Below are 12763 nucleotides of genomic sequence, written 5' to 3'. Positions count from 1 at the left end.
TGTCAAAATAACTTAATCCTGACCAATAAGTGATTTTATCTTAGGAGGGAAGAATGCATGACCAGCGACAATGAAGAGAGGAAAGACATCGAGAATCTCAAATACGAAGTCGCTCAAGAAATGGGGCTTCCGCAAAGAAGAAAAGGAAAGACGAAAAAAAGCAAGCTGCCGGGATAACCAGGTCAAGATCATTGTACAAAATTGATGTTTTGAACAAGCCTCAGGATAAGCCTGAGATTTAAAAAAAATGGGCTATGCAACGAATTGAAATCAATTGGTCTGCAGCAGCCTTTTTTTATCTCTCTGAAATAGAAGTTCATTCGCTTTGTTGGGAAAATATGCTATACTTTAGAAAAATTCTCGTTAAGGACAGCAGTGGCAATGCCAAACAGAAACAGCGATCAAATTATTGATTTTCATAATCATATTTTCCCTGAAAATATTGCCGAGCGGGCGGTTGCTTCTATCGGTTGCTTTTATGATTCGGTCATGGAAGGCAAGGGGACTGTGGAAGACATGCTGCGCTCAGGTGCAGGTATTGGTCATTTTGTGATTTCTTCAACCGCGACGACAAAGGAACAGGTCACCGCGATTAATAACTTTATCGCACAGAAAAGTGCTTTGGATGACAGACTGATCGGCTTCGGGTCCATCCATCCTGCATTTGCCAATCCCGCACAGGAGATTGACCGGATCATCGCGCTTGGCCTCAGAGGGATAAAGCTCCATTCTGATTTTCAGGAGTATAATATTGACGACCGGGCAATGTACCCAATATATGAAGCTTTAGAAGGAAGGCTGCCGGTTATTTTTCACATCGGGGATTACCGAATGGATTATTCCAATCCTTTAAGGCTGCTCAAAGTATTGGACAGGTTTCCCAAGCTGACCGTAATCGCGGCTCATTTAGGAGGATATACTGTCTGGGATGAGTTGGGTGATGTTCTTATTGGCAAAGATCTCTTTATTGATACGTCAAGCGCATTGATGTTTTTACCGCCGCAAAGAGCTGTCGATCTTATCCGAAGGCACGGTGTAGAAAAGGTTCTCTACGGTACGGATTATCCCATGTGGTCTCATCAGACGGAGCTTGAGCGGATACACTCACTGGGTCTGACACAAGAGGAGGTCAGAAAGATATTATCAGGCAATGCCAGTCAATTATTCGGTCTTTCGGCAGAATAGAACCTTACATGAGATAGGTTTCATCATTTCCCGGGTCAATACCGGGATGAATACTCATATTCAAAGCATTGGCAATTATGCGGGAGGTCGTTTCAATCAGTTCGTCAATCTCTTTAGGAGTGACCATCAGACTGTCTTTAAAGGGAGAAAGGGCTTTTTCCATAACCGACACGATGCTTTCTTCATTTTCTTCATCATAGATTTGCGCTAAAGAGGGATGGGTCTCCATTTCAGCGAACAGTTCTTCAATGGTTTTATGGGCGATAACCGCCGCATTCACGACAGTGGGCACTCCGATTCCGATTACTTTGCAGCCGAGGGTCTCTTCATTCAGGCCCTTGCGGAAATTTCCGATTCCCGAGCCAGGATTTATCCCGGTATCCGCCAGCTGGATCGAGCTGCCGATACGGTCTAAGGCACCTGCGGCAAGGGCATCTATGGCAATGACATAATCTGGCTTCACGTGCTCGACCAGGCCGCGAATGACTTCAGCAGTCTCTATCCCCGTGATACCCAAAACACCTGGAGAAATCGCGGCCACATTGCGGAGATTGCCTTTGATTTCTTCGGGTGCGTAGTGAAATAAATGACGGGTTACCATGATTTTTTCAACAACCTTAGGGCCTAGAGCATCGGGAGTCGCGTTGCGGTTGCCTAACCCAATGATTAAAAAACTCGCTTTTTCATGAAATCGGATGAGGTCTGACAGCTTCTGGGCCAGAATTTCAGAGATTTTTTTATGATGTTCAAAATTGTTTTCTTTTATTTCCGGAACCTCCAGAGTAACATAGTTCCCCTGAGGGCGTCCCAAAAGCTTTTCCCCTCTTTGGTCTGTAATCGTAATGGTATTAACGGAAGCATGGCGAAAAGTTTCTTTCTTTTCAATCACCCCGGGAACATCTTGGTTGGTTTCTCCCCGCAGAAGCTCATGTGCTTCAACGGCCAAATCCAAATGAACATTCCATTTTTCAAAAAGCTTGGATTTTTTCACTGATTTTTATCCTCCATTAAGTGTATTTTGAAAAAGAACTGGCTAAATTAAGCCAGTTAAATGATTTATGATGAGAAGGTTAAAATATTATTGAAAGCATTACAAGTATGGTAATTTTCATTTTAAGTTATTCAATTTTTTGATGCCAAATTTTTTCTTTTATATGATATACTAACTATTAATTATCATTTGATGATTCGATTTTGCAGATGGGGGCCTGTAATGCGTATCATAGCAGGAGACTTCAAAGGACGTAAGCTTAAGGCGGTTCCAGGAATGACGACAAGGCCGACATCTGATAAAGTCAAAGGAGCTGTTTTTAATATTCTTGGAACCAAAGTAATGGAGGCCAAGGTTCTTGATCTTTTTGCGGGTACCGGTAATTTAGGGCTTGAAGCGTTATCCAGAGGTGCACAGAAAGTTGTTTTAGTGGAAAAAGATCCTATGGCCTGGAATATCATCAAAGATAATATTTGTTTTTTGGAAAATGAGAAAAGATTATTTTCATATAAGTCCGATTCTTTTCGTTTTCTGCAACAGCATAGGGGAGAAAGCTACAATTTGATCTTTCTTGATCCGCCCTATCATAGGGATTTGGCTGAAAGAGCCATAGAAGCCTTGCATTTCGGCGCGTATCTGGAACCGGCAGGGGTAATTGTTGTTGAAACGGCTTCTGATGAAGTTTTTGATAACCTGCCGGAGATGCTGGAGGTTAGAATAGAAAGAGAATACGGAGATACAAAAGTCTGGTTTATTCAGGGAAAAAATACAGGGAGGGTTTGAATTGGAAAATCAGATATATTTACTTATTGAACAAATGGAAGAAATACTGGATAGGGCGACAAAGGTTCCCCTGATGAGTAAAATCATGGTTGATGAAGATTCCATACTGGAAATCCTGGATAGAATGAGAGCCGTACTTCCTGAAGAAATCAAGGAGGCAAACTTTGTCATTGCTGAAAAAGACCGCATGGTTGAAGATGCCCGCACTGAAGCAAGACGGGTGATCGAGAGGGCTCAGGCCCAGGCTGAGCAGCTTTTGACCGAAAATGAAATTACCCTGCAGGCTAAAGCTTACTCAGAAGAATTGGTGATGAAGGCTCAGGAATATTCGCGGGAAGTGAAAATGGGTACCTTAAAATACTCGGACGAACTCCTGGATGACCTGGAAAAAAGATTCGAAGAAGCGTTCAACGCGATCAAATCCAGCCGGGAAGAACTTGTCCGGATGGCAAGATGGGATGACCGAGTGCAGGCGACAACAGAGTCCTGATATTTAAGACCAGGAGACGTGTCGTAGAATCTTTGTGTTTAGAGACGATGTTTTCGATAAACAATAAGGAAATAGCCTTTGACCAGGAAAATGATCAGCAGAATGAATGCCATGATGATTGTGGAGTACCACAGAGAAATAAAGCTCCAGTGCAGAACTGTGGGCCAGGAGTGGGACAGATTGACCGCCGATAGGATTGAAGAGGCGGGATAAGGAGAAAAGATCAGGAAAATTTGGCTCAACAGCATAGCGAAAAAAGCGTGCAAAGTCCGGGCAATGACAAAGGGGAGGAAACGGAGATCAGTTGTTGCCGTAAAGCTGGCTACCTGTCCGAAGACCGATAGTCCTCCCCAGCCCATAAATAGAGTGATCAAAGCGATTTTGAGTTTTATGGCCGGTATACTTAAGGCCGCGGTTTGGCAGCCGAGAGTTGTCTCAAATAGTCCCTGGATCAGGGCATCGGCGCTTTCTTTCAGTAAACCGCCGGAAAGAGAACCAACAATATGGGCAAAATAGTAATGAAATTGCGTGATGGTCAGCAAATGAATCATGACCGAAAAAAAAGTAATATAACCGCCGACGAGCAGTACCGTATTGGTACTGTTTTTTATGGCATCGGCAAGCAATTCGCCGAAAGCCTTTTTATTTTTCTGCTGAGCGGCTCTCAATTCACTCAGTGCGCTTTGCCAGGAAAGTCTTTGCCGGACTTTTTTTTCCCGGTGACCATAAAAACGAAAAATCAAACCAACCATAATGTTGGCCAGATAAACTGATGCGCTGATCATCACTCCGAGACCGGGGTCTTTAAGCATCCCGGCGGCAACAACTCCAAGCATGAAGCCGGGGCTGGGATTACAGGTGATTGCCAGAAGCCTTTCGGCTTCAAGGCGGGTAAGATCGTTTTCCTGACGCATTCGGCAAGTCAAAACAGCACCGATCGGTATACCCGAAATATGAGTCATCGCCAAAACAAAAGAAGCTTTGCCGGGAAGCCGGAAAAGAGGGCGCATCAAAGGTTCAAACAGAACGCCGATAAAGCTGACAAAACCTTGCTTCATCAGCAAATCTGAGAGAACAAAAAAAGGAAACAAGGCCGGAAGGACAATATTCGCCCATATTTTGAGTCCTGTTATTGCAGAAAAAAATACTTCTTGGGGATAATAAAACATAGCAAAAGCAAAAAATAAAAAAGGCAGTATTTTGAATATACTTTTCATGGCTGTCTTCTCCATACAAGGTAAATCAGACCAATTGAGGTTTTTTAAAGCCGAGTACCTTAATCTATATGATCAGAACCGGGAGATTATTTTAGATGAGGGAAAGCTGTTTCAAAATTTGGAGAAGGGTCGAAGAAGAATAAACAATTCTTAAAGGAATAATGGATTTTTATCTAGAATTATTATGAAAATGATTTTGCGGCATGGTGACCGGACCATATAAACTTGAAAGGGGCCGATCTATGAAAATTCTTGTTATTAATAGTGGAAGTTCATCATTAAAATATCAAGTTTTGGATATGGATTCTGAAACAGCTCTGGCTAAAGGGCTGGTTGAAAGAATTGGATTGCCGGGGGCAATGCTGACACATCATTGTATCAACGGAGAAAAAGAAGTGATGCTTGCGGATATTCCTAATCATGACCGGGCAATTCAGCTGTTGTTTGAGGCGATTACCGACCCGGAATACGGTATCGTCAAGGCTCTTTCAGAAATAGATGCGGTTGGGCACAGAGTCCTGCACGGCGGAGAGAAGGTAACAGGTTCGGTCTTGATTACGCCGGAGGTAAAAGAGGCGATTCGGGAATGTTTCGAATTTGCGCCGCTTCATAATCCGGCCAATCTGGCGGGAATTAATGCCTGTGAGAAGCTTATGCCCGATGTGCCTCAGGTTGCCGTATTTGATAATGCATTTCATCAGACGATGACTCCCGAAGCTTATCTGTATGGTATTCCCTACGAATACTATGAAAAATATAAGATCAGAAGATACGGATTTCATGGGACTTCTCACAAATATGTCAGTCAAAGAGCCGCTGAAATGCTCGGCGGGTATAGCGCGGATTTCAAAGTGATCAGCTGTCATCTGGGCAACGGTTCTTCCATCAGCGCGATCAAGGCCGGGAAGTGTCTGGATACATCCATGGGGATGACACCGCTGGAAGGACTGATGATGGGAACGCGCTCGGGAGATATTGATCCTGCTGTAGTCGCTTATATTCAGAATAAGGAGAATTTGACTCCTGATGAAGTAAACGAATTTCTCAATAAGAAAAGCGGTGTCCTTGGCCTGTCCGGGATCAGCAGTGATTTTCGTGATCTGCAGATTGCCGCTGATGAAGGAAATTCCCGCGCAAAGCTGGCCATTGATGCCTTTGCTTACCATGTAAAAAAATATGTGGGAGCATATGCAGCAATTCTTGATGGAACCGATGCGTTAATATTCACGGCCGGTCTCGGGGAAAATTCGCCCTCTATCCGCCAACAAATCTGCAGCACATTGGGCTTTCTTGGCTTAAAGATCGATCCTCTTAAAAATGAAATGGCCAGAGGACGGGAAATGGATATCGCGACGCCGGAATCCCAATGCAGGGTGTTGGTCATTCCGACGAATGAAGAGCTGATGATCGCCCTGGACACAAAAGAGGTGCTGAGGAAACTATTCGGACAAGTAATCGTACTTGACAAAGAAAAAGGCCCGATCTATAATAACAGGTGTTGCGTTTAGGGGTGAGTGTTTTTGAAGGTTAATGTTTCCCAATTAAGGAAAATAGAAGGCGGCAGCAAAAGCTACGATTTTGAAGAAAAATTCCCGCCGGTTGAACTCGAAAATGATCTGTTCAAGTTTGAAACCCCTGTCAAGGTTCATCTTGATCTTCTGAACAGCGGCAAGTCCCTTCTGGTTCACGGTACTGTAAAAACCGAAATCGCAGCAGCCTGTTCCAGATGTTTGAACGAATTTCTTTATCCCCTGCAATTTGCGTTTGAGGATGAATGGGCATCAAGCGAGCAAAGAGAAGAAGAGGCCAGGGATGTCGACCTTATCTTTGAAAAGGACGAGTTTGAAATCGATGGCCGTATTGATGAACATATCTTATTGCACCTTCCGATGAAACTGCTCTGTAAGGAAGAGTGTAAGGGTCTCTGCCCAAAATGCGGTGTGGATTTGAACCAAGTCAATTGCGGGTGTACGGATGAGGATATTGACCCTCGCCTGGAAATATTATCACGTTGGAATAAGGGGGTGTAATTTATGGGTGTTCATCAAAATAAGCAATCAAAAGCCAGAGTTCGGCAGCGCAGGGCGATGGATAAGCTTACCGCTCCTAATCTGGTGGAATGCCCCCAGTGTCATAAACTGAAAGCTCAGCATCAAGTATGTCCCAGTTGTGGCCATTATAAGGGCAAAGAAGTCATTACTGTTAATGAATAATGCTATGCTGATGGATAAAAGGCTGTTGACTTATTTTTAAAGCAACGGCTTTTTTCTGTATCATAGGAGGAGTTGTAAGATGAAGATTGCCGTTGACGCTATGGGCGGGGATCATGCTCCGGCGGAAATAATCAAAGGATCAATCAGAGCTGCAAACAAATTCACAGAGATCACAATTATCCTGGTCGGCAGCAGGGAAAAAATTATGGAATGTATTCCCGGAACCGGTTTGCCTCCCAATATGGAAATCGTCGAAGCCGGCGAAATGATTGAAATGGACGAGCACCCTGCTGCAGCGGTACGCAACAAGAAGGATTCCTCTATTGTAGTAGGGACCAGACTTGTGCATGAAGGCAAAGCCGGGGCAATCGTCGGTGCCGGCAGCACAGGCGCGCAGATGGCTGCGGCCTTGTTTGGTCTGGGCAGAATTAAGGGGATCAGCCGTCCGGGTATCGCGACAATCATTCCGACCCTGCATAGGGGGAAGCTTCTGGTTGATGTCGGGGCTAACCCTGATGCGAAACCGGAAAATCTTCTGCAATTTGCGATGATGGCAAGCATTTATTCTGAACTGGTTTTAGGGATAGAGAAGCCCCGGGTAGCGCTGCTTAATATTGGCAGCGAAGAAGGCAAAGGGAATGAGCTTGTGAAAGAGGCTTATGAGCTATTGAAGAAATCATCCCTGAATTTTGTTGGGAATATTGAGGGACGGGACATTCCGGCAGGGAATGCCGATGTCATCGTTTGTGATGCTTTTGTCGGCAATATTGTCCTGAAAACCATGGAGGGCCTGGCATCCAGCTTTGCTAAACTGCTGAAAGAGAAGCTTACGGCAAACGCGCTGAGGAAGGCTGGCGCCCTGCTGGTAAAACCGGGGTTGAAGGAATTCGCTCAAGATCTGGATTATTCCCAGTATGGAGGAGCCCCTTTACTGGGAGTCAATGGGACCAGTATCATTTGTCATGGAAGTTCCGACGAAACGGCAATATTTCATGCGATAAGAGTTGCCAAGGAGTGTATAGAACGCGGCATTATTGAAAAAATAGCAATGGAAGTAGAAAAGTTTGGGCAAATAAATCATGATAAAACATAAAAGATTCTTGCATTATTAATCAATAGTGGCTACAATTCTGAATAAAAGGTTTTATACCTCAGATCATAGTTTTACATTTGCAGGATTTCATCATAGACGAGAGGGGGTGGCATTATTGGATATATTTGAAAAAGTTAAGGCTATTGTTGTTGACCAGTTGGGTGTGGATGATGAGGAGATTGCACTGGAGACTACATTTCAGTCTTTAAATGCGGATTCTTTGGACATCGTCGAGCTTGTTATGGCCTTGGAAGAAGAATTTGATATTGACATTGCGGATGAAGAGGTTGAAAATATTCAATCAGTGGGGGATATTATCAATTATATTAATGCGAACAAATAACAAAATATGCCCCGTAGTGGTTAACTACGGGGTTTTTATGTATTTAAGGGGTTGGTGTATTGAAAAAGCAGAACAAAAAATACTTTCTTAACCGTCAAAAGAAAAGGGGCATAGCGGGAAGAAACTTGGGAAATGACTTAAAAAAGGAATCTTTTGCCACAGCTTTTATCACTAAGCTCGGTCTGGAAAATCCCGAAAATCAATTGTTGTATACTGCTCTTACTCATCCGTCCTATACCTTTGAGAACCCGGCAAGCGGCAGGGAGAACAACCAGAGGCTGGAATTTTTGGGTGATGCGGTGCTTGATTTTGTTATCGGAGAATACCTCTATCTCAAATATCGGGATAAGCCGGAGGGAGAACTGACCAAAATGAGAGCCGCTGTCGTGAATGAATCGACACTGGCCCGCCAGGCGCGGGGTATCGGAATCGGACAAGCATTGTTTTTAGGAAAAGGGGAACAGTATTCTGGCGGAAGAGAGAGAGCATCGATTCTGGCTGACGCGCTAGAAGCTGTAATCGGTGCAGTATACTTGCAATATGGTTTTGAAGAGGTCCGTAGTTTTATCCTCAAAATGTTGGTCCCTGAGATTGAGGCTATTGATAAAGGCAATTATGGAGACTTCAAAACCATACTGCAGGAGCGGGCCCAGAAAGAGGACATGGAAGTATCCTACCGCATCATAGACGAGCAAGGCCCCGATCATAATAAGCTGTTCACCGCAGGTGTTTATGTACAAAACAATTTTTATGGCAAAGGGACAGGCAAGACCAAAAAGGAAGCTGAACAGCATGCCGCCCGTTTGGCATTGGAATTGTGGGAGGAAAAGAAAAATTGACTGCGATGAGGGATACGTGTATTTTTCTTAAAGCATTGCATATACAGGGCTTTAAATCTTTTGCCGATAAATTGAAGCTCGAATTTGGGGCCGGCATGTGTGTGATTGTCGGCCCGAATGGCAGCGGAAAGAGCAATGTGGCTGATGCCGTGCGCTGGGTGCTTGGGGAGCAAAGTGTCAAAAGCCTGCGGGGATCGAAAATGGAAGATGTCATTTTTTCCGGCAGCTCGGCCAGGAGGCCGGTTGGAATGGCTGAAGTCTCTCTGGTTTTTGATAATTCTGCAGGAACACTCCCTTTAGATTTTCAGGAGGTAACCATTACCAGGAGAGTATACCGGGACGGTGAAAGCCAATATTATATTAACCGTTCCTTATGCAGGCTGAGAGATATTCAGGAACTTTTTCTCGATACGGGCTCCGGCAAAGAAGGGTTTTCTATTATCGGACAAGGCAGGATTGATGAGATCCTGAATCTTAAATCCGATGAACGCCGCTTGCTGATCGAGGAGGTAGCCGGAATCAGCAAATATCGGATGCGGAAAAAGGAAGCGCTGAAAAAGCTTGAAGATACCCAGAAAAATCTGGAAAGACTGAATGATATTATCGTAGAAATTGAGGGAAGGCTGGAACCGTTAAAAGAGCAGGCTGAAACGGCCAGGCTGAGCAAAGAGCTCAATCAGGAACTGGCCCAAACGGAAATCAGCGTACTTGTTTGTGAGCTTGAACAGGTTAAAAACCGACTGCAGGAGATTCTTGATGGTGCTGAGGAAATGCAGGAAAAAAAGGCCTTGGTCCTTGCTAAGATCGCTGAACATGAGAGCATTCATCTGGTGAAAGAACATGATCTGGAAAAGCTGAAACAGACGATTCAGCAGAGACAGGAAGAAATCAGGGAGCTGGAAAATGCAGCCCAGGAAGAAACGCATCAAATCAGTATTCTGACGGAAAGGCAAGGTTTTATTTCCGAACAGAAGGACAGGCTGGAAAAAGAGATGATTGCCGATAAAGCCGAGAAGGAGCTGTGCAAGGACAGAACAGGAGAGCTGGCTGGAAGAAAACGTGAATTAACCCGCTCTTTAGAGGAAATGAAAGACAGTCTGGCCGAACACGAGCAAAAGCTGGCCGAGCTTCGGACAATCGTTGCCGGGTCGGAAATGAATACCATCAAGGCGGAAATTTTTGAAGAAATATCCGCAAGATCAAAGTATTCCAACGAAGTGCTGGAATTAGAAAACCGCCGTCAGGAATATGTCAGACACCAAAGCGGATATCTGCAGGAGAAAGAAAAAAAAGCAGGGGAAAGAGCTGAGGTACTGGCAGAGATTGAGGAACTGACCGGGCTGGATGAGAAAATGGCGGCAAGATTAGCCGCTCTGGCGGAGGAGATAAGCTCAATAGACCGCGCGGAGAAAGAAAAATCTCAGGAACGAATTAGTCTGAATGAGCAGAAAAATGCCCTTCAACGAAAGACAGACGGCAAACAAGCCAGGTTGAACGCCCTTTCAGTATTAGAAAAAAACATGGAAGGGTACCATAGAGGAGTCCGGGAAGCAATATTTGCCTGGAAAAACGGAAAGATCAAGGATTGCGGGGTATTGGGCACCGTAGCGGACGTGATATCGGTAGACAAAAAATATGAAATTGCGATTGAAACGGCTCTGGGCGGCGCATTGCAGGATATTATCGTCGAGAAAACTGAAGATGCCAAAAAATGTATTGCCTATTTGAAAGCCAGTGATAAGGGCAGGGCAACCTTCTTGCCTTTGGAGACCATAAGGGGAGGAAAATACTCTCTGAATCCCCAATTGGCAGGAAACAGGGGCTTCCACGGTTTGGCGGTTGAACTGATCAGGTATGATGGAAAATATTCTGAGGTGATGGAATCACTTCTGGGCAGAATTATTGTCGCTGAAAATCTGGACTGTGCTGTCGAGCTTGCCCAAAAGACCGGGCACAAAGTCCGGGTGGTCACTTTACAGGGAGATCAGGTTAATCCGGGCGGATCTCTAACCGGGGGGAGCAGCAGATCAGCAAATAACGGATTAATCGGCAGGCCAAGAGAAATTGAAGACCTGAAAAAGGAAGCAATCGAAATCCAACGAGAGATGGAAGCTTTGACGGAGCAGATTCTCACCCTTGACCGGGAAATAAAAACATTGGTTCAAGCAGAAGACCAATTGGAGACGGAACAAAAAGAGATCAGTGAGAAACGCCATATCCAGGCTGCCGATAAAAAATATCTTGAGCAGAAACAGCAGCAACTGGAAAAAGAAGAGAAATTGTTGGACTATCAGTTAACGGAACTGGAGCATAACCTGGAAAACCTTAATGCTCAAAGCAAGGTAGCTGCCGCCGCCTTGGAAGGCGCAGAAAGTTCCCTTATTCAGCTGCAGGCCAAACAGGCCGAGGCAGAGAGTCTCATTCAGGAGAAAAATAAAGAGGCAAATGATCTGAACGAAGTCATGACATCTTCCAAAGTTGAAACAGCCAGGTGGGAGCAGGAGCTGTCCCAGACGGAGAAACAAATGAAGGAAGAACAGGGGAGGTTGGAGGCCTTTGCCCAGAATATCCTGAAGAAAGCCGGGGAAATGGCAAATATTGAACTGCAGCTGAAAGAAGTTCAAAGCAAAATTCTCGAAACAGAGGGTAAACGCAAAGAAATTAATGAAGCCTTTGAATCCAAAGAGTTTGCTCTGATCGGCTTAAGACGGGACAGGGAACATCACGGGGAGAAGCTTCTGGCTTTAGAAACTGAGCTGAAGCGCATCAGGCAAGAAGCCGGGGATCTCGAACAGCAGGTTCATCAGAACGAGCTGAAAAATGCCCGTTGGGAAGCTGAATGGGAAACGGGAATACAAAGACTCCGCCAGGAATATTCCCTGGAGTGGGAGGACACAAAGCCTTACCTGACAACCGAGAAAAAAGAAGCATTGACAGAAAAAACGGCTGAATTGAAAAGGCAGATCACAGAACTGGGTCCGGTCAATTATACAGCGCTTGATGAGTATCCGGAAACCTTAGAGAGATATGAGTTTATGAGTGATCAGCGCAATGATTTGACTGAAGCGGGAGAGACTCTGAACAAGCTGATCATAGAGCTCAATGAGAATATGACAGAACGTTTCCAGGAAGGGTTTAAGTCTGTCAATAGAGGATTTCAGGAAGTATTTGCCGAGTTGTTCCATGGAGGCAGTGCCGAACTGATCCTGGATGATCCGGACAACATTCTGGAAACAGGTGTGAAAATTATTGCCCGGCCTCCCGGAAAAAAAGCCCAGTTGCTGTCTCTTCTTTCCGGCGGGGAAAGGGCACTGACGGCAATAGCCTTGCTGTTTGCCTTTCTTAGAGTGAAACCCAGTCCCTTTTGTTTCCTGGATGAGATTGAAGCGGCTTTGGATGAGGCTAATGTGAAACGTTTTGTAGAATACTTGCGTACTCTTTCCGCAAGTACCCAGTTTATCCTCGTTTCCCATCGCAGGGGGACGATGGAGGCGGCAGACAGGCTTTTTGGCATTACGATGGAAGAGTCCGGCGTGTCCAAGCTCTTAACTGTTGAGATGGACGATACAAACGGCCGGTCAATTATAGCTTAGAACGAGGCAAAGGAGA

General features: G+C 44.9%; 13 protein-coding genes. 11 read left to right on the top strand and 2 right to left on the bottom strand.

Translation table 11 applies throughout. The features are described from left to right. Window positions 1–57 precede the first annotated feature (57 nt). Both SGLY_RS17600 and SGLY_RS11660 read left to right on the top strand, forming a co-directional pair. Window positions 58–177, top strand: a complete 120-nt coding sequence (locus tag SGLY_RS17600; RefSeq protein ID WP_013625476.1) for a small, acid-soluble spore protein, alpha/beta type — start codon at window positions 58–60, stop codon at window positions 175–177. 204 nt (window positions 178–381) lie between these two features. After that, complete coding sequence (locus SGLY_RS11660) at window positions 382–1185, top strand: amidohydrolase family protein (protein ID WP_013625475.1); 804 nt, start codon at window positions 382–384, stop codon at window positions 1183–1185. A 4-nt stretch (window positions 1186–1189) separates the two neighbouring features. Here the strand turns inward: SGLY_RS11660 and gpr are convergent, their stop codons facing one another. After that, on the bottom strand, window positions 1190–2176 hold the full coding sequence (gene gpr / locus SGLY_RS11655; RefSeq protein ID WP_013625474.1) for a GPR endopeptidase: 987 nt from the start codon (window positions 2174–2176) through the stop codon (window positions 1190–1192). Between the two features lie 222 nt (window positions 2177–2398). Here gpr and rsmD point away from each other — a divergent pair, with 222 nt between their 5' ends. Both rsmD and SGLY_RS11645 read left to right on the top strand, forming a co-directional pair. Next, window positions 2399–2959, top strand: a complete 561-nt coding sequence (rsmD, locus tag SGLY_RS11650) for a 16S rRNA (guanine(966)-N(2))-methyltransferase RsmD (protein ID WP_013625473.1) — start codon at window positions 2399–2401, stop codon at window positions 2957–2959. A 1-nt stretch (window position 2960) separates the two neighbouring features. Beyond that, the gene (locus tag SGLY_RS11645) at window positions 2961–3449 is read left to right on the top strand and encodes an SPFH domain-containing protein (protein ID WP_013625472.1); all 489 of its coding nucleotides are present in this window, start codon (window positions 2961–2963) and stop codon (window positions 3447–3449) included. A gap of 38 nt (window positions 3450–3487) precedes the next feature. On the opposite strand, the gene SGLY_RS11640 is transcribed toward SGLY_RS11645, so the two are convergent. Further along, complete coding sequence (locus SGLY_RS11640; RefSeq protein ID WP_013625471.1) at window positions 3488–4666, bottom strand: nucleoside recognition domain-containing protein; 1179 nt, start codon at window positions 4664–4666, stop codon at window positions 3488–3490. A gap of 242 nt (window positions 4667–4908) precedes the next feature. Here SGLY_RS11640 and SGLY_RS11635 point away from each other — a divergent pair, with 242 nt between their 5' ends. The 7 genes from SGLY_RS11635 to smc all read left to right on the top strand — a co-directional run bounded on the left by SGLY_RS11635 (window position 4909) and on the right by smc (window position 12747). Then, complete coding sequence (locus tag SGLY_RS11635; protein ID WP_013625470.1) at window positions 4909–6174, top strand: acetate/propionate family kinase; 1266 nt, start codon at window positions 4909–4911, stop codon at window positions 6172–6174. Window positions 6175–6180: 6 nt separating this feature from the next. After that, window positions 6181–6696 (top strand): YceD family protein, encoded by a 516-nt coding sequence (locus tag SGLY_RS11630; protein ID WP_013625469.1) that lies wholly within the window; start codon window positions 6181–6183, stop codon window positions 6694–6696. Window positions 6697–6699: 3 nt separating this feature from the next. After that, on the top strand, window positions 6700–6879 hold the full coding sequence (gene rpmF / locus SGLY_RS11625) for a 50S ribosomal protein L32 (RefSeq protein ID WP_013625468.1): 180 nt from the start codon (window positions 6700–6702) through the stop codon (window positions 6877–6879). A gap of 79 nt (window positions 6880–6958) precedes the next feature. Then, window positions 6959–7972: a phosphate acyltransferase PlsX gene (gene plsX, locus SGLY_RS11620; RefSeq protein WP_013625467.1), complete on the top strand. Its 1014-nt coding sequence runs from the start codon at window positions 6959–6961 to the stop codon at window positions 7970–7972. 115 nt (window positions 7973–8087) lie between these two features. After that, window positions 8088–8315 carry an acyl carrier protein gene (gene acpP / locus SGLY_RS11615; protein WP_013625466.1) on the top strand — a complete coding sequence of 76 codons (228 nt, stop codon included), beginning with the start codon at window positions 8088–8090 and terminating at the stop codon, window positions 8313–8315. 59 nt (window positions 8316–8374) lie between these two features. Beyond that, a complete protein-coding gene (rnc, locus tag SGLY_RS11610) occupies window positions 8375–9154 on the top strand; it encodes a ribonuclease III (RefSeq protein WP_013625465.1) in 780 nt (259 codons plus the stop codon). A 5-nt stretch (window positions 9155–9159) separates the two neighbouring features. Further along, window positions 9160–12747 (top strand): chromosome segregation protein SMC, encoded by a 3588-nt coding sequence (gene smc, locus SGLY_RS11605; RefSeq protein WP_041445372.1) that lies wholly within the window; start codon window positions 9160–9162, stop codon window positions 12745–12747. Window positions 12748–12763: the final 16 nt, after the last annotated feature.

The organism is Syntrophobotulus glycolicus DSM 8271 (assembly GCF_000190635.1).
Taxonomy (GTDB): Bacteria; Bacillota; Desulfitobacteriia; order Desulfitobacteriales; family Syntrophobotulaceae; genus Syntrophobotulus; species Syntrophobotulus glycolicus.
This window is presented reverse-complemented; position numbering and strand designations above follow the sequence as displayed.